Origin of the sequence: Pseudomonas sp. LAMO17WK12:I5 (genome assembly GCF_900215165.1) — a bacterium.
In the GTDB taxonomy this organism is placed as follows: domain Bacteria; phylum Pseudomonadota; class Gammaproteobacteria; order Pseudomonadales; family Pseudomonadaceae; genus Aquipseudomonas; species Aquipseudomonas putida_A.
In genome coordinates, this window is sequence record NZ_OBDS01000007.1 from 405,695 (window position 1) to 422,068 (window position 16,374).

Annotated in this window: 20 protein-coding genes and 1 pseudogene; 10 read left to right on the forward strand and 11 right to left on the reverse strand. The window is 58.4% G+C overall.

The features are described from left to right. The first annotated feature begins 373 nt into the window (after positions 1 to 373). On the forward strand, positions 374 to 970 hold the full coding sequence (locus CRO59_RS14965; protein ID WP_096797689.1) for a DJ-1/PfpI family protein: 597 nt from the start codon (positions 374 to 376) through the stop codon (positions 968 to 970). A 31-nt stretch (positions 971 to 1,001) separates the two neighbouring features. On the opposite strand, the gene CRO59_RS14970 is transcribed toward CRO59_RS14965, so the two are convergent. Both CRO59_RS14970 and CRO59_RS14975 read right to left on the reverse strand, forming a co-directional pair. Further along, positions 1,002 to 1,160 carry a DUF2986 domain-containing protein gene (locus CRO59_RS14970; RefSeq protein WP_081730283.1) on the reverse strand — a complete coding sequence of 53 codons (159 nt, stop codon included), beginning with the start codon at positions 1,158 to 1,160 and terminating at the stop codon, positions 1,002 to 1,004. A 48-nt stretch (positions 1,161 to 1,208) separates the two neighbouring features. After that, a complete protein-coding gene (locus tag CRO59_RS14975; protein WP_097087848.1) occupies positions 1,209 to 1,541 on the reverse strand; it encodes a low molecular weight protein tyrosine phosphatase family protein in 333 nt (110 codons plus the stop codon). Between the two features lie 285 nt (positions 1,542 to 1,826). Here CRO59_RS14975 and CRO59_RS14980 point away from each other — a divergent pair, with 285 nt between their 5' ends. Then, positions 1,827 to 2,522: a tRNA (adenine(22)-N(1))-methyltransferase TrmK gene (locus CRO59_RS14980; protein ID WP_097087845.1), complete on the forward strand. Its 696-nt coding sequence runs from the start codon at positions 1,827 to 1,829 to the stop codon at positions 2,520 to 2,522. Positions 2,523 to 2,593: 71 nt separating this feature from the next. Continuing rightward, complete coding sequence (locus tag CRO59_RS14985; protein ID WP_096797692.1) at positions 2,594 to 3,073, forward strand: MerR family transcriptional regulator; 480 nt, start codon at positions 2,594 to 2,596, stop codon at positions 3,071 to 3,073. A 15-nt stretch (positions 3,074 to 3,088) separates the two neighbouring features. On the opposite strand, the gene CRO59_RS14990 is transcribed toward CRO59_RS14985, so the two are convergent. Together CRO59_RS14990 and CRO59_RS14995 are read right to left on the reverse strand one after the other, a co-directional pair. After that, a complete protein-coding gene (locus CRO59_RS14990; protein ID WP_097087843.1) occupies positions 3,089 to 4,093 on the reverse strand; it encodes an acetoacetate decarboxylase (ADC) in 1,005 nt (334 codons plus the stop codon). A gap of 37 nt (positions 4,094 to 4,130) precedes the next feature. After that, the gene (locus CRO59_RS14995) at positions 4,131 to 4,922 is read right to left on the reverse strand and encodes a type 1 glutamine amidotransferase domain-containing protein (protein ID WP_097087841.1); all 792 of its coding nucleotides are present in this window, start codon (positions 4,920 to 4,922) and stop codon (positions 4,131 to 4,133) included. Between the two features lie 194 nt (positions 4,923 to 5,116). On the opposite strand from CRO59_RS14995, the gene CRO59_RS15000 reads away from it, so the two are divergent. Together CRO59_RS15000 and CRO59_RS15005 are read left to right on the forward strand one after the other, a co-directional pair. Further along, the gene (locus CRO59_RS15000; RefSeq protein ID WP_049827952.1) at positions 5,117 to 6,196 is read left to right on the forward strand and encodes a trans-acting enoyl reductase family protein; all 1,080 of its coding nucleotides are present in this window, start codon (positions 5,117 to 5,119) and stop codon (positions 6,194 to 6,196) included. A 74-nt stretch (positions 6,197 to 6,270) separates the two neighbouring features. After that, positions 6,271 to 7,503, forward strand: coding sequence for an NADH:flavin oxidoreductase/NADH oxidase family protein (locus CRO59_RS15005; protein WP_097087839.1), 1,233 nt, complete (start codon positions 6,271 to 6,273; stop codon positions 7,501 to 7,503). 65 nt (positions 7,504 to 7,568) lie between these two features. Here CRO59_RS15005 and CRO59_RS15010 read toward each other — a convergent pair whose 3' ends face one another. Together CRO59_RS15010 and CRO59_RS15015 are read right to left on the reverse strand one after the other, a co-directional pair. After that, on the reverse strand, positions 7,569 to 8,129 hold the full coding sequence (locus CRO59_RS15010; RefSeq protein WP_097087837.1) for a fasciclin domain-containing protein: 561 nt from the start codon (positions 8,127 to 8,129) through the stop codon (positions 7,569 to 7,571). Positions 8,130 to 8,248: 119 nt separating this feature from the next. Beyond that, positions 8,249 to 8,671 carry an SgcJ/EcaC family oxidoreductase gene (locus CRO59_RS15015; protein ID WP_097087835.1) on the reverse strand — a complete coding sequence of 141 codons (423 nt, stop codon included), beginning with the start codon at positions 8,669 to 8,671 and terminating at the stop codon, positions 8,249 to 8,251. A gap of 53 nt (positions 8,672 to 8,724) precedes the next feature. Between CRO59_RS15015 and CRO59_RS15020 the strand changes: the two genes are divergently transcribed. Beyond that, complete coding sequence (locus tag CRO59_RS15020) at positions 8,725 to 9,018, forward strand: hypothetical protein (protein WP_097087833.1); 294 nt, start codon at positions 8,725 to 8,727, stop codon at positions 9,016 to 9,018. A 166-nt stretch (positions 9,019 to 9,184) separates the two neighbouring features. Next, a complete protein-coding gene (locus CRO59_RS15025; RefSeq protein WP_097087831.1) occupies positions 9,185 to 9,619 on the forward strand; it encodes a GFA family protein in 435 nt (144 codons plus the stop codon). Positions 9,620 to 9,638: 19 nt separating this feature from the next. Here CRO59_RS15025 and CRO59_RS28995 read toward each other — a convergent pair. Next, positions 9,639 to 9,725, reverse strand: a pseudogene (locus CRO59_RS28995) (DUF1993 family protein); the annotation flags it as partial. Between the two features lie 41 nt (positions 9,726 to 9,766). Continuing rightward, positions 9,767 to 10,159 (reverse strand): MerR family transcriptional regulator, encoded by a 393-nt coding sequence (locus CRO59_RS15030; RefSeq protein WP_041074696.1) that lies wholly within the window; start codon positions 10,157 to 10,159, stop codon positions 9,767 to 9,769. 74 nt (positions 10,160 to 10,233) lie between these two features. On the opposite strand from CRO59_RS15030, the gene CRO59_RS15035 reads away from it, so the two are divergent. Beyond that, on the forward strand, positions 10,234 to 11,313 hold the full coding sequence (locus tag CRO59_RS15035; protein WP_097087829.1) for an SDR family oxidoreductase: 1,080 nt from the start codon (positions 10,234 to 10,236) through the stop codon (positions 11,311 to 11,313). 146 nt (positions 11,314 to 11,459) lie between these two features. Here CRO59_RS15035 and CRO59_RS15040 read toward each other — a convergent pair whose 3' ends face one another. Then, complete coding sequence (locus tag CRO59_RS15040; RefSeq protein ID WP_097087827.1) at positions 11,460 to 12,581, reverse strand: SMP-30/gluconolactonase/LRE family protein; 1,122 nt, start codon at positions 12,579 to 12,581, stop codon at positions 11,460 to 11,462. 115 nt (positions 12,582 to 12,696) lie between these two features. Then, positions 12,697 to 13,731: an FAD-binding oxidoreductase gene (locus tag CRO59_RS15045; protein WP_097087826.1), complete on the reverse strand. Its 1,035-nt coding sequence runs from the start codon at positions 13,729 to 13,731 to the stop codon at positions 12,697 to 12,699. Between the two features lie 136 nt (positions 13,732 to 13,867). Here CRO59_RS15045 and CRO59_RS15050 point away from each other — a divergent pair, with 136 nt between their 5' ends. Together CRO59_RS15050 and CRO59_RS15055 are read left to right on the forward strand one after the other, a co-directional pair. Beyond that, entirely contained in the window at positions 13,868 to 14,983 is a 1,116-nt protein-coding gene (locus CRO59_RS15050; RefSeq protein ID WP_097087824.1) for a saccharopine dehydrogenase family protein, read from the forward strand. A gap of 2 nt (positions 14,984 to 14,985) precedes the next feature. Beyond that, positions 14,986 to 15,477, forward strand: a complete 492-nt coding sequence (locus tag CRO59_RS15055; RefSeq protein WP_097087822.1) for a DUF2269 domain-containing protein — start codon at positions 14,986 to 14,988, stop codon at positions 15,475 to 15,477. A gap of 8 nt (positions 15,478 to 15,485) precedes the next feature. Here the strand turns inward: CRO59_RS15055 and CRO59_RS15060 are convergent, their stop codons facing one another. Further along, positions 15,486 to 15,938 (reverse strand): thiol-disulfide oxidoreductase DCC family protein, encoded by a 453-nt coding sequence (locus CRO59_RS15060; RefSeq protein WP_097087819.1) that lies wholly within the window; start codon positions 15,936 to 15,938, stop codon positions 15,486 to 15,488. Positions 15,939 to 16,374 lie beyond the last annotated feature (436 nt).

Consider the following 16,374-nt stretch of genomic DNA (forward strand, 5'->3'; position numbering starts at 1 on the left):
CGAATACGCCCCCGGATGCGAAAACCTGAACATATGCCCGGTCCTCGGCATGACGACTTCCTGCGCGCCTTTTATGCCATTCAGCAGAATCCCTGCAGCCTCTTTGCCGATCAGCTTGTCTCATTCGATGTTCGCCACTTTCCTACAGCCATTGGCTGAAAGCTACAGCCCGATATGTCCTGGCAGGCATGCAGGCGTGGTCGCCTGAGAAGGTATAGGGCGAGACGACGCGGTTGTTCAGCCGTCCTTTCCGTGGCGCGTAGCCGGTGTATCAAATGCCCGTCGATGTCGCCTGCAATGTACCCATGACAATTTTTTGATTGTGATAAGCGCCAGATTTTACGATGAGTCATCGCCTATTTAGAGACTCACCATGCACATCGCCATCCTGACCTTTGAAGGCTTCAACGAACTGGATTCGCTCATCGCGTTCAGCATTCTCAACCGGGTCAAACAGCCCGATTGGCGCGTGTCGATCGCCAGCCCGACGGAAAAAGTGCGTTCGATGAATGGCCTGGTGATCGAGGCTCAGGTGTCATTGGAGGAGGCGAGCGACGCGGACGCGGTGCTGGTGGGCAGCGGAAGTCTGACCCGGGATATCGTGGCGGATACCGAGCTGATGGCGCGGCTACGGCTCGATCCGCAGCGCCAGCTCTTGGGCGCCCAGTGCTCGGGCACGCTGATCCTGGCAAAGCTCGGCCTGCTCAATGACGTCCCAGCCTGTACCGATCTGATCACCAAGCCCTGGGTGGAGGAGGCCGGTGTGGCGGTGCTCAATCAGCCGTTCATGGCCAAGGGCAATGTCGCCACCGCTGGCGGATGCCTGTCTTCACAATATATGGCGGCCTGGTTCATCGCCCGCCTGGCCGGTGTGGAGGCCACCCGCAACGCGTTTCATTATGTGACGCCCGTTGGCGAGAAAGAGCTCTACATCGATCGGGCGATCGCGAACATCGAGGCGTATCTGTAAAGCACGTTTAATCGACGCCTGAAGCAGCGAATCAGCTCTCGCGGGTTTCAACCGGTTCGGCCGCCGCTTCGGCAGCCAGTTTCGCGCGGTCGGCCTTGCTGATGTACTTGGGCTTTTTCGGCGCCAGTTTGGCGCTGGCCTTTTTGGCCTTTTCCTTGAACAACTGCTGCAGTTTCTTTTGGCGGTTCATGTTTCTACTCAATTTGAAAGTACGGTGATGAGGATGGCAGCCTGAGCACTAAGCCCGAGGCTCGAGATAAGGCTTCACGGCGTCCTCAAGAATGTCCACCAGCTCGGGATCCATGAAGCGATAGTCATCTGGAATATCCAGCGTGTGGATCGGCTTGTGTTCAAGTAATCGGGCGTATTCGGCTTGCAGGCGATTGAGGTGCTTGCGTTCCATGACAAAGATGACATCGGCCCAGCGGATGTTCGCCGGGCCGATGGGTTTGCGTGCATTGGGGCTGGTGCCTGCCGAGCGGGCTTCGAAACCGGGCCGACGGCGCCAGATCGCCTCCGCCGTCGGACTGCGCCATTGGTTGCGGCTGCACACGAACAGGAGATTGGTCACACTTGATCCAGCAATTGGCGGGTGGTGCGGATGGGATAGTTCATGCCCAGTTGGCGCGCCCTGGCCAGTTTGTCAGCAGCCGCGGTAATACGAGTTGTGGGTATGGTAAGCGTGAATCGACGCAGTGGCTAGGTGGTTGAGCCGTTGAAGCCTTGCCTCTGCAGCCACTGGTCACACCAACGCAGTAAGGCGCTTGCCCGGATTTGAAATAGCCACCGATGCCCGCTAGAGTCGCGCCCCTTGTCCGGCAGCAGCGCCGGCGATGGCTGGGGAAGAGGGCGGCAGTTGAACGAACACACATTGTCCATGCGACTGGAGCGGGTGGCGGCGCATGTACCGGACGGCGCGCGGTTGGCGGATATCGGCTCGGATCACGGCTATCTGCCGGTGGCCCTGATGCGCCGTGGCGCCATCGTTGCGGCGGTGGCCGGCGAGGTGGCGCTGACGCCGTTCCATGCCGCGGTGCGCACGGTGCGCGACAACGATCTGCAGCAGCACATCAGCGTGCGTCTGGCCAGTGGCCTGGCGGCGATCGAACCTGATGACGGAATCACCGCGATCAGCCTCTGCGGCATGGGCGGCGAGACGATTCGCGACATTCTCGACAGCGGCAAGGCGCGCCTGCGCGGGCACGAACGACTGATCCTGCAACCCAACGGCGGCGAGCAACCCCTGCGCCAATGGCTGATGGACAACGGCTACCGCATCCTCGATGAGGAAGTGCTGCAGGAAAACCGCTTCTTCTACGAAATCATCGTCGCCGAGCGCGGCGCACCGCTGAGCTACAGCGCCGAACAGTTGTACTTCGGCCCGTTGCTGATGCAGACGCGCAGCCCGGCATTCATCGCCAAATGGCAGCGCTTGTTAAGGCAGAAACAGAAAACCCTGAACAGTTTCAAACAGGCGCGCCAGGCTGTGCCCGAGGAGAAGCTGCAAGACATTGCGCGGCAGGTTCAGTGGATTACCGAGCTGCTGGCGTGATCTGGCATGTTGGCGCTGGCGGCTTTCAGGTTTAAAGTCAGCTTCAAGGTTAACGTGCTGCGGAGTCGGACATGAGAATTGGTGAACTGGCAAAAATCAGCGGACTGGCGCCATCGCGTATCCGTTTTTACGAGGCGAGCGGGTTGATCACTTCGGTCGCGCGCAAAGCCAATGGCTATCGCGATTACGCCCCCGACACACAGTGGGTGTTGCATATCATCACCGGCGCGCAGGCGGCAGGTTTCTCCCTGGAGGAAATCCGTCAGTTGATGCCGATGAACGCGAGTGGCTGGCAGCATGACCAGTTGCTCAGTGGCTTGAAGCAAAAGGTCGAAGAAATCGAAGTCCTGCAGCAACGGCTGGCGCAGAACAAGGAACAACTACTGCTGGTCATCAAGGGGATCGAGGGCAAACCTGCGGGGATGGCGTGTGCGGACAATGCGCAGAGGCTGATCCAACGGCTGTGCGAAGAAGGCGTGGCTTCTGCGCCCGACAAGCAGCCAGCAGCTGCGGCAAGAAAAGCAAACGCCCGTCAGACATCCAGAGCCTGACGGGCGTTACCGCTTTCAGCGATTGCCAACCAGCGTGGCAAGCGGTTTTGGCGCATAGAGCGCACTCTGGAACTCAGGGACATATTCGTACTTGAGCATTTTCCCCAGCTTCAAGTCGCGCAAGTAGTTCGACAGGCTGCCATCGCCCAGTGTCAGCGTGGCGGCATCCGCGTCCCGGCTGGAACCGTGGCTGAGTTGGCGCGACACCGCGTAGCCATAGGCCAGTCGGCCCTGGTGATCGAGGTTGGTGAAACTGCTGGTGACGATATCCTCATCGCGCGACAGTTTGTCGAGCTTCTTCGCGGTGAAGGACACGTCCGGTTTGCCGGTCTGGCTGTCGCTGATCTCATAGATCACCGATTGCCCGTTTTCTTTGCGATCAATCCCGGTCAGCCATTTCGGCAGGTTGTAACCGACGACTCCGCGCACCCGTGCCAGCTCGGTATTGACCGGCAACTTGAGCACATAACCCCAGAAGTCTTCTGACATCGATTGGCCAATCAACGTGAGCGGGCCCAGGTTGGCTTTGCCGGGTTTGTTGGTGATGATCGACACGGCAACTTCGTTATAGGCGTCGTTATCGCAATGCTCGTAGGTGTACGCAGTGAACGCGATCAAGCCACGTCCTGGCCAGACTTGCAGCGGCTGCACGGTGGCCAGTATTTCGGGCGGCATCAACGCCCGGAGCCGCTCGAGGTCGGCCGTGTAGATCGCCGTGACACGACTGTTCTGGTAGTAGAAGTTTGGGGAATAGGACTCGAAGCCAATGTCGACCTTGTGCTTTTCCAGTCCTTTGAACCAGCTCAAATCAACGCCCGGGACTTCGGCGGCAATCACCGACAACGGCGGATTGGAGCGAAAGCGGTCATAGAGGCCACCCTTGACGACGGGTACTGAATGGCCGGCAATGTCGATGGTGGTGGTCTCGGTCAGGTCGGGCATTTCAGGTGTCTCCGCCAACGCAGCGTTGGCAAAAGTGGTGATCAGCAATCCTGTTAAAACGGCGCTTGCGAGTTTCAATCGGACTTTCTCCGGTGGGTAGGCACTACAAAAAGATTTAGCGCGTTCGTTCGTCGGCGTTGAGCACCGCCATCACGGCTTCAGCTACGGCTTTGGGTGATTGAGGGTTCTGGCCGGTCACCAGTCTTCCATCGGTAATGGCAAATGAAGTGAACGGCAGCCAGCCCTTGCGGTAGTGCGCGCCCTGGCTCACCAAGCGGTCCTCAAGAAAGAATGGCACCTGATTTTTCATGCCCGAGAGCAGCTCTTCGCGGTCAGAGAAGCCGGTGATGTTTCGGTTCTTGATGATCAATTGGCCCTGGCTGTCCTTCAGATCCAGCAGACCCGCTACGCCATGGCACACGGCCGACACGATGCCGCCCTGGTTGTAGATGGTTTCGGCGACACGGCGCAGGTCAGGGTTGTCCGGAAAGTCCCACATGACGCCATGGCCCCCGGTGAAGTAGATGACGCCGAAGCGGGACGGATCGACCTCGGCGATCGGCAGCGTATTGGCCAGGCGCGCGCGGAACGCAGGCGACTGCAAATGCTCCCGCGCAGCCTTGTCCATGTACAACCAGCCCAGACTGCGTTCGTCCAGAGGCACCGCGCCACCCTTGGGACTGGCAAACACGGTGGTGTAGCCGGCGGCTTCCACCACATCGGTGAAGTGGGTCAGCTCGGTCAGCCACAACCCGGTGGTATCGGTTCGAGAGGGATAGCTGGCGTGATTGGTCATGATCACCAGGATCTGGCGATCCTTGATCGCCGCCGACTCAGCATTTGCAAACGTCATGAAAGCACCACCTATCAATAACAGGGCAGAGGAAACAAGGGTCTTGAGCATCATCCGGGCTCCATCGAGCAAGCAGGTCGGCGCATGCTCACCTTAAACCTCGCTTTAAGGTCAACCCCGCTGCTGCGAATAATTTGCGTCGATGCCATCGGACTTTTGCTTGACCCTCAACCTGACTTTAACGCTAGCGTCTGAAGCTGATTGGGCAAGGCAATAACGCCGGTCATCAATTCACTCAGGAGCCAGGCATGAGTCAGCAAGACCAACCGGATACACCGATGAAATGGATGATTTATGGCGCCAACGGCTATACCGGCGAACTGATCGCTCGCGATGCCGTCAGGCGTGGACTCAGGCCGGTGTTGGCCGGACGTAGCCGCGACAAGGTCGAAGCGTTGGCCCGGGAACTGGGTCTCGAAGCCCGGGTGTTCGGCCTGGATGACCCTGCGCGGTTGCTGGCGCAGATCAAGGGCCACGGTTTGATTCTGCATTGCGCGGGGCCGTTTTCCGCGACCGCCGCGCCGATGATCGAGGCCTGCCTGCGGGCCGGCGCGCACTATCTGGACATCACTGGCGAGATTGCCGTATTCGAACATGCGCAGTCCCTGAATGAGCGGGCGCGGGCAGCGGGGTCAGTCATTTGCCCCGGCGTCGGCTTCGATGTAGTCCCGACCGACTGCGTTGCCGCCGCCCTGAAAGACGCGCTGCCGGATGCGACGCATCTGGCGCTGGGCTTCGATTCACGTTCGAGCTTTTCACCCGGCACTGCCAAGACTTCAATCGAAGGTCTGGCGCAGGGTGGCAAGGTCCGACGTGACGGCAAGATTGTTTCCGTGCCGCTGGCCTATCGGGTACGGCGTATCGATTTCGGTGCCGGGGAGAAGCTGGCGATGACCATCCCCTGGGGCGATGTGTCCACCGCTTGGCACACCACCGGCATCGCCAATATCGAGGTGTTCATACCGGGTTCGGCGGGGATGATTCGCGGCGCCAGGCTCGCCAACTGGATTCGTCCGTTGCTGGGACTGTCGTTTGTGCAGCGGCTGCTCAAGGCGCGCATCGGCAAGACAGTGACCGGCCCGGATCAGGCAAAACGTGCTGACCAAGGCACCTATGTGTGGGGCGAGGCCCGCAATGCGCGCGGTGAAAGCAAAGTCGCCCGCGTGCACACCGCGAACGTTTACAGCCTGACGATCGACGCTGCGTTGGCGGTGGTTGGCTATCTGTTGCAGACACGTCCGCCCGGCGGTGCCTACACACCTGCGCGGTTGTTGGGCGCGGATCTGGTGACGCACTTGCCTGGGTCGAGCGAAATCAACATTGAATGACCTTGAAAAAAGTCGTTGACCTTAAAGTTGACTTCAATCTTATGGTGACCTCATCTCCAGTTGAGGACTGCCCCATGAATGTGTTCGCCGCCCTGACCTTACCCAATGGTTCAACCATCAAGAACCGCATCGCCAAAGCCGCCATGGAAGAAAACATGGCGGACGCCGACCAGGCGCCCTCTGCAGAACTGATGCGTCTGTATCAGGCATGGGCCGACGGTGGTGCCGGGCTGATTATCACCGGCAACGTGATGGTCGACGGCCGCGCCATGACCGGGCCGGGCGGCGTGGTGCTGCAGGATGATCAGCAACTCGACAAGTTCGAGCGCTGGGCGCGGATCGGCCGTTCTGCCGGTGCGCAGTTCTGGTTGCAGATCAATCATCCGGGGCGCCAGATGCAGTCCAACCTCGGGCAGAAAACCTGGGCGCCGTCAGCGGTGCCACTGGAGCTGGGCAAACTGTCAAAGCGTTTCGCCACGCCGCACGCCATGACCGCCAGTGTGATTGAGGACGTCATTCAGCGTTTTGCGAATACCGCACGCCTGGGTGAACAGGCCGGCTTCACTGGGGTGGAAATCCACGCCGCTCATGGCTATCTGTTGAGCCAGTTTCTCTCGCCACTGACCAATCAAAGGACGGACGAGTGGGGCGGCTCTCTGCAGAACCGCGCGCGGTTGTTGGTCGAGATCGTCAAGGCAGTCAGAGCCGTGGTTTCCGCGCAATTTGCGGTGGCGGTCAAACTCAATTCCGCCGATTTCCAGCGCGGCGGATTCACCGCTGACGACGCGAAAAAGGTGGTTGAGTTGCTCAACGATCTGGGCGTGGATCTGGTGGAACTGTCCGGCGGCAGCTACGAAGTTCCGGCCATGCAAGGTGAGGCGCGCGATGGTCGCACGTTGGCTCGCGAGGCCTATTTCGTCGAATTTGCCCGGGACCTTCAGACCGTTGCCAAAATGCCAGTGATGGTCACCGGCGGCATCCGCCGTCGTCCGGTTGCCGAAAGCGTCGTGCACAGTGGCGTGGACATGGTCGGCATCGGTACTGCGTTGGCCATCGATCCGTACCTGCCGCGTGACTGGCTGCAGGGCAAGGACAACGCCCCGCAATTGCCGCCGATCACCTGGAAAAACAAGGCCATTGCGGCCTTGGCGAGCATGGCGGTGGTGAAGTTTCAGCTGGGTAAACTCAGTCGGGCGAAAAAGCCTGATCCGGGGGTGTCACCGTTACGCGCGCTGATTTTGCAGCAGATCGCCATGGCGTTTCGCACTCGGCAATATCGGCGCTGGGTGGAAAAGCGTTCGGCTTGAGTCGCAAGGCATTTCAATCGTGACGTTGGCGGACGCTCTGACGAGAGCCCGCCAACGTCAGCCAGTCAGTTCGGCATCAGCACCGTATCGACCACATGAATCACGCCATTGGATTGCATGACGTCCGCGATGGTAATGGCCGCCTTGCCGCCTTTGGCGTCCTGCACCCACAGCTTGCCGTCGTGCAACATCACGGTCAGCGATTCGCCCTGGACGGTTTTCAGCATCACTTTGCCGCCGTGCATTTTGGCGTCGTCCATCAACTGTTTAGCCGTGTGAGTGCCGGCGACGACGTGGTAAGTCAGGATCTTGGTCAGGTCCGCCTTGTGTTCAGGCTTGACCAATGTATCGACCGTGCCGGCGGGCAGTTTTGCGAAGGCTTCGTTGGTGGGGGCGAAGACGGTGAACGGGCCCTTGCTGTTGAGCGTATCCACCAGCCCGGCGGCCTTGACCGCAGCGACCAGGGTCGTGTGATCCTTGGAGTTGACTGCGTTTTCGACGATGGTCTTGGTCGGATACATGGCCGCGCCGCCAACCATCACGGTATCGGCAGCAAAGCTGGATCCGGCTCCGAGGCAGAGCAGGGTAAAGCAAGCGACAGCAAGGCGTTTGATGAGCATGTGCATGGTGCGTCTCCTTGATTCTTCGACCCTTCGAATGAGGGTGTTGAATGTACGGAGCAGGGAGTGAAACGGATGCAGCATGCAGCGAAAAACCTTTTGCGGTGCGCTGAAACGGATTACTGCTAATCACGCAAGGTGGCTTCACCTGTGCGCGGGTTGGTCAGGGTCACATTCTCCAGCGCTCTGATGCGCCAAGCTTCGTTCTGCCTGATCAGCACCGCGAGAATCAGCGTATCCACCACATGCGCTCCGGCCGGATGCGCAGCACCGGCCGACAAACGACTCCAGAAGTGAATGATCGCCACCCCGTCAGCAACAGGGTCGATATCGATCAGTTCATTCTCAAGAGTGGAGTCACGATAGATCGTCTGGTGAATGGGCGCGTGCAGCGCAACGATCTGCTCGACGCCCCGAACGAAGTGGCCGAAACGATTGACGAACGTCGCTTGCGGATCGAACAGAGCTCCGAGTGCCGCCATGTCGTGAGCGTTCCAGGCTACCTGGAATGCGGCGGGAGCGTCTTCGGGTTTTTTTATCTGAGTCATGGCCGGGGCCTCGCAGATCGTTAGAATGCGCTTTTAAACATAAGAAGCTCAGTATGGATGTACAAGCGCTCGAAAGTAGCGACGTTTTATCGTTCACGTTGGATCAGGCACATCGCTGTTTCGAAATGGTCGTCAGCCTGAAGGACGGATGCCGATGCAAACTGACGGCGTGGAATATCGATGGCGCAGAGTTGCCCATCAGTCTCGGTGCTCTGCACATTCAAAATTCTCGCATCCTCGGAGAGCTGGAAGGGATCAGCTTTGTTGAAAACGTTCTATCTCTCGAGGGCGATTTTGGCGATATGTCTATCGAGGCGGACACGGTTTTGGTCGAAAAGCTGATTTAGGCTTTGAGCGCAAAAGGAGGGATCGCCATCTCGATAGACGATTCCATTCAAATCTTTGTCAACGCTTGGCGCAATACATTCTGTCTGTAACCTGAGGTTCTGCCGGCGCGCTTGTTTCTAAACCTGACGCCAGCGCCTGATCGATCGTTTTTCCAAGGAGGTCCCCATGACAACAGGGCAGTGTCTTTGCGCTGCAGTACGCTTCTCCCTCACAGTGGAACCGCGCTTTTTCTATCGCTGCCACTGCTCACTGTGCCGCAAACAAACCGGTGTCGGGTTCAACCTCGCTACTCTGGTCAACGCTCGGGACTTTCGCTGGGATGCAGGGCAGGACTTGATTAACAGTTGGGTCAAACCCAGCGGCTACAGAAACGACTTCTGCGCACAGTGCGGCTCGACCGTGCCCAACCCACTTCGCGAATCGCCTTACGTGTGGATTCCGCTCGGACTGCTCGATGAGGATCTGAGCATGGAATGCGTTGGCGATTTCTGTGTGGACGATGCCATGTCATGGGATACGCAGCGTTCAACGCGGAGTTATCACGGGGCGGTGGAGTCACTGGCGTTTCTTCTGCAAAAACTCCGGCTCAATCCTGATTGACCCGAAGCTCTCGCTGCAATTACTTCCTTAAATACGCAAACATGTGCTGCACATAATCCGCCTTGCCCAGCGGCACACCGTTGTGGCGCAGGATGTTGCAGGCAGAACACTTTGCGCAGGAGTCTCCCCACGGCATTTGCCGTAGGCTCAATGATTGGCAGCGTCGCTCAACTGTTGAAGCTCAAGTTGCCTGGCAGCACTCGCTTCGAGGGTCGCACGCTCTACATCCAGATACCGATGGATGCTTTGGAGGTTGGCAATTTTCTGTTTGATTTCGGCCATCTTCTTTTCAATCAGCTTTGCACCATCAGCACAATCGATCAGCTTGTTGCGCTGCGCATCCAGAATCTCGCCTATTTCCCCCAAGGAAAATCCCATGCTTTGCGCGCGCTGGATAAAGTCCAGATCCTGCAGGGTTTGCTCGGTATAGACACGATAATTGTTGGTTTGCCGCAGCGGTGATATCAGGCCGATTTGCTCGTAGTAACGCAACGTATGACGGCTGGCGCCGCTGCGAGCCTCGAGTTCGCCGATTTTCATGAAAACACCGCTTGACTGTAGAGTTGGGTCGATACTTTACGCTTGATTTCTCACCTTCAACAAGGAACAGGGAAATGAGCGTGGAGTGCTTTGTCACGGGGGGGACCGGCTTCATCGGTCAACATTTGCTGGCGAACCTGAGTGCAAAAGGTCACACCCTTCGGGTATTGATGCGTCGCCCGGAGCGGCTGGCTGCGTTGCGCGAGCAAGTTGATAGTTTAGGCGGGTGCGCGACACGGGTATTTGCCGTGGCTGGCGATCTGGAACAGGACAACCTCGGGCTGAGCCCGGCTGATCAGGAGGTGCTGAGGCGCGCCAGCGTCATATTCCATCTGGGCGCTCACTTCGCATGGGGGCTTTCGATGGAGCAGTCTCGTGCGGTGAATGTGGAGGGGGCAAAGCGTGTGGCGCTGTTGGCGGCTGAGCAAAAAAGCCGTTTAGTGATGATCGGCGGCTACATGCTGAACAATCATGAACATCTGCAACGCATCGGCATTGATCCTCGTCAGCCGGAGTTGACGAACTGGCCCGCCGTCTACCGGCGTGTCGGTGGTTACGAGGCAAGCAAGCTGGAGGCGCATTTTGCGACCCTGCAGGTCATGTCCGCCAAGGGTGGTGAGATGACCGTTGTCCACCCTGCGACGGTCTGTGGCCACAGCCGCACCGGGCATATCGTTGACGGCCAGCCTTTGGTGGCGCTGATACGCAACCTGGTGCAGGGCAAGCTGACTGCGGTGCCCGGTACCGCCGAGCACTGGCTGCCAATGGTCACCGTGGATTATCTGGTCGAACTGGTGGCTGTTTGTGCTTTTGATCCTGCCATGGTGGGCGAGGAACTGCTGGCGCTTGATGATCAAACGCCAAACTTGCGAGAACTCTTGGCACAGGTGGCTAAACCTTTGGGCTTGAAGTCTCCCAAACATCACATTTCACTCCGACTGCTGAAGTGGCTACTGAGTATTCCCCCGGTCGCGTGGTTTTTGAATACAAAACCCGAAGCCTTGGACTTTATCCAGACCACTCGTTTCAACACCGCGGCGGTCGAGCAGTTTGCCAACAGGCATGGAATCGCCAAACCGGATATACGTCAGGCTTTGCAGCACACGGCAACGTTCGTCAACGCGTATTGCATAGCCAAGGGCCAGGCACTCTGACTTCTCCGTTGGGCGGCGCCGTCGATACAGGGGGGCGTTCTATCGGACGAAAAAATCAGCGACAAGGATCGTCACCGCGCAGCCTCGGATGCGCGGCAGGATCTTGTTTCGATACTCGCGGAACTGTCGCTAGACCAACGTCGGTTTTACAACGCAAACGTAGTCCCGCGAGTATTCACAAACAATGAGTAGATCGAGTGACTACTGGCCATGAACAGTCGATTGCCTTCGCGCCCGCCGAAGCACAGGTTCGGGCAGCGCTCTGGCAGCGAAATGTGCCCGATGGCCTTGCCCTGCGAGTTGAAAACACGCACGCCGTCGAGTTTTTCCAGGTCGGCCTTGGGATCACCATTACCGCCCCAGCCGCACCACAGGTTGCCCGCTTCGTCGCACTTGATGCCGTCAATCGCGGCATAGTCCAAGCCTTCGATGTGCTTGCGGCGTTCACCCAGGGTGCCGTCGTCTTTCACCGTAATCGCCCAGATCAAGCGATTGGGCTTGGCGCGACCTTCGACGACATACAGGGTCTTTTCATCGGGAGAAAAGCACAGGCCGTTGGGGCCGTTGAGGTCGTCGATTACCCGAGTGACTTTATGGCTCTCACCGTCGATGCGGTACACGGCGTGGGGTTGGGTCGGGGGGACTTTGTGGCCTTCGTAGTTATTGCCGGTCTGGAATGGCGGGTCGGTGAACCAGATCGAGCCATCACTTTTGCAGACGATGTCGTTGGGCGAGTTGAAGGGCTTGCCGTCGAAACTGTCGGCCAGCACGGTGCTCGCGCCATTGTGTTCGGTGCGCGTGATGCGGCGCCCTTCGCCAGTGGTGGTGGAGCCTTCGCAAACGATCAGACGCCCTTGGCGATCCCGGCACATGCCGTTGGAGAAGTTTGAGTGTTCGCGGTACACGGTGAAGGAGTCGGTGATTTCGTCCCAGCGCATGATGCGATTATTGGGGATGTCGCTGACCAACAGATACCGGCCATCACCGACCCACACCGGTCCTTCGGCCCAGCGCATGCCGGTGGCGAGCTTTTCAACACTGGCGTTGAAAACGCGTAGCTCCAGGAAACTGTCGTCGAGGATATGAATCAGTGGATCAGGGTAGCGCTGACTCAAGGGTTCGGCGGCATCGGAGAAGCGGGGCAGTGCGGCGCTGCCGACAGTGGCGAGCGTGGCGGAAACAGCGAGCGACTTTTTCAGGAAACTGCGGCGGGTATTGCCTTTCACTTGATCAAGGCTTTCAGGCTTGGCGGACAGGAATGAGTCCATGTAGCGATCTCCGTGGTTTTATTTTTGTTGAGGAGGCGTAGTAATACCTTGTGATAAGACATCGTACAAGATGACATACCGTTGCCAGCGCTGCATTTTATCGTGGGTGAATTGCTCAAAACGCTGATTGGAATCGATCTGGCCGACACGGCGCTAACGCGGTCGCAAAGCCTCCCCCGACGATCTCCTCGGCCACCAGTCGTCCTACGACTGCCGCCAATGTCACGCCCGGATGCATGACGCAAACATAGGCACCGCTGAGGTTCGGCAGATAGCCAATGACTGGAATGCCATCGACAGGCATTGGTCTGAGGCCGACGCACGCCGTTTGCGGCTCTATGGATAGCACCCCGTGCAGTTCGTGCTGGATGACTTTGGCCGTTCTCTGTGCGATGGCTTGCGCGCTGTTTAGCGGCACCTCATCCACATAGTCTTCTGCAGCGAGCAACGTACCGTCAGTGTCTTGCCTGATTTCCATTTCGGGGCTGGAGATGATCGTGTTCACTCGTTGGGGTTGGGTTTTGTAACGGATGAATATTGCGGGTGAGGCGTCGATGGGCAGGGTGACGTTCAGTTGATCCACCAACAGCGGGGTGGCGGTTCCGGCTGCCAGTACGACAACGTCGGCATCGTGCTTGCCCGTCGCAGTGATCACGCCGCTGACGATACCGTCCAGAATCTGCAAACCGAGCACTGGCGTATGGGTGAGCAGAGTCGCTCCTTGCGCCTGCGCACCTGCAATCAAGGCCCGCGTTGCCTGCACGGCATCCAGCGCGCCTTCTTCGGCGGCAAAGAACGCCCGTTCTGGAGGATGTTTGAGGTTGGGTTCAAGCTCGAGAATCTGCGCGCTATATATAGAAGGCGCTTGAAACCGGCCATCGCCGTAAGACAGCGCACCGGTCCAGCGCACCTTCAGCCCCGGCAGCTCGGATTCGAGTCGGCGGTATTCTGCGATGGCCGCTGCGCGCAACGGCGCAATGGAATCCGGTCCGCCGTGCGAAGTGTTGATCCAGGCGAAGGAGCGGCCCGTCACACCGGACGCAATCTCACCGGCCTCGACCATTATGACGTGTGCACCTTTCGCGGCGAGATGATACGCAACTGACGCGCCGACGATTCTCGCGCCGATGACGATGATTCGTTTACTCATATCAACCTCCGTTGTCGAGGCGCTGACGTTACTACATCGCCGCACTTTGACGCAGGCTTGCCTGGCCCGGTGATATCAGGGAAGCTGCGCCGAATCCGGTTACGGGTCAGTTGTTGAATTGTTCAGGGAAGCGTTGATGGCACTCAGGGTGTTGGTGGTTGGCGGGTATGGAAACTTTGGCAGTATCGTTTGTCGGCATCTGATTGACATGCCGGGCGTCGAACTGGCGATCTCGGGGCGCGATCCGCAGAAGCTGGAGCGCAAGGTCGCTGAGTTGGGGGCGAGCTGCGAGCGCTGGTGTGGTGATGCGATGGGCGCCGGTTTCACCGCTGCTCTGCGCGCAATGAATATTCAACTGGTGATTCACACGGGCGGCCCGTTTCAGGGGCAATCCTATGCAGTGGCCGAAAGCTGCATCGAGGCGGGCGTCAATTATTGCGATCTGGCGGACTGCCGGACGTTCGTCAATGGCATCGGCACACTCGATGCACGGGCGAGGGAGGCCGGTGTCGCCATCCTCAGTGGTTGCAGTTCGGTGCCGACGCTGTCGTCGGCGATCATCGATGAGCAGCGCCATCACTTCAAACGCATCGACTCGATCGAACACGGCATTTCCTCGTCAGCGAAAATGCCGGGGTTGTCGACGATCGAGGGTGTACTGGCGTATGCGGGCAAACCGATCCGCCAACTGCGCAATGGTCAAGTGCATGAGGTGATGGGCTGGGAAGACCTGACCCTGCGCAAGCTGCAGAACCTGGGCACTCGTGCGCTGGCCAATGTTGATGTGCCGGACATGGACATCTTTGCCAGCCGGTTTGGTGCGCACACGTTGAGTTTCAAGGCAGGCGCTGGCCTCAAGCTCGGCGGCGTGGCCAATTATCTGTTTGCGCTGGGGATGAGGAAAGGGCTGGTGCGTGACCACAGGGTGTGGGCGGCCCGGTTGCATCGCTGGGGGACATGGTTTGAGCGTTTCGGTGATGGCAAAAGTGCAATGTATATAGATGTGCGAGGTGTCGGTTTGAACGACCAACCGTTGTCGATGACGGCCCAACTGACTGCGCTGAATGACAAGGGGCCGGAGATCCCTAGTTGTGCTGCCGTAGCTCTGGCCGCGAAGATCGCCCGAGGTTACTTGCCCGAACCGGGGGCTCGTCCATGTGTTGGTGAGATCAGCGTGGACGAATACATGGCAGCGATCAACGATCCGCAGAATCTTGGCCTGTCCGTGATGTTCTCTGACGGGATGCGTTGAGCATGCTTTATCTGAGCGTGAAGTACGTGCATGTCATCGCTGCGATTTTCCTCTTCGGCTTCGGCATGGGTTCCTATCTGTACCTGATCGCCGCCAGTCGCACGGCCAATCCGCACGTGATTGCGCATGTGGCGAGAATGGTCGTGCGCTATGACGCCTGGATCACCACGCCGGCAGGCTTCATCCAGATCGCGACGGGTTATTGGCTGACAAGGCTTTCCGGGTTGCCGTTGACCACGGACTGGGTGCTGATGTCGCTGATCCTGTTCTTTGTAGTGGGCTCGCTTTGGTTGCCGGTGCTGTTGCTGCAGAAACGTCTGCAAGGGATGGCGGCGGACGCGGTGCAATGTGGGGCGGGGCTTGATGCTGATTACCGGGCTGTTTATCGGCAGTGGTTCTGGATGGGCGTTTGCGGGTTTCTGGGAATGTTCGTGATCGTGCTGATGATGGTGACGAGGATGACGCCGGGGCAGTGGCTGCAGTTGATGTTGTAGCTGAGCATTCACACCGGCGACTTGAGAAAGCGACGTTCGTGATCGGGGTCGGGTAACAGGCAGCTGTCGTACTTGCCGAAGATCCAATAGCGATTCAGTGCGACGCGGTCGTAGGCCCAATCTCTAAGTGCTCGTGGGAAAACTCGCAGAAGCCTGACCAGCGACCAACGAGCCGGCAGTTGTGCAATCACTTCGAAGAACGCATCGGAGCGCACCCAGTAATGCTGGTCGCGGATCACCGCCATAGTGTCGAATTCGTCCACCGGGAGACCGGCCCATGCCAGCAAGGCCTGACCTTCTGGCGATTGCACTGCCGCCAGGCGCACTCGCTGTTTGTTGTCATGACGAATCAGAAAACGCGCCCAGCCGTTGCATAGCTTGCAGACGCCGTCGAACAGCACCACGGTCTCGCCTGGATTGAGCAGGGGCGCTGGGGTAGGGCGTATTCGGGAGCCGGGCAAGGGCCGGGATCCAGGAAGTTGGGCTGTCATTGTGAGGCATCATCCGAAGGCGTTGTTTTAGGCGATGGACCGTATGCTGCGTATCTGTTGACGGTGCGTCTATATATAAGCAGGCTTTTTCGGTGCATTGATAGAAAACTGAAATTAACGGTTGACGGCAGATTCAGGAGGTCTATAATTCGCCCCACTTCCGGCGCAGTCGAAACGGAAAACTCCTTGATATTCAACGAGTTACGCAGTTTTCGGCAGCGGCTTGCTTCAGTTCATCGAAGTCTGGAAGGAGTTGAAAGAGCAGTGATGTTTGGCTCTTTTGACGGTTCGATCTTCTCGGTCGAAAGCGGAGAAAAAGAGGTGTTGACAGCAGCGTGTAACGCTGTAGAATTCGCCTCCCGCTAACGAGAGATCGGAAGCGCAAGTGGTTGAAGTTGTTGAAGAA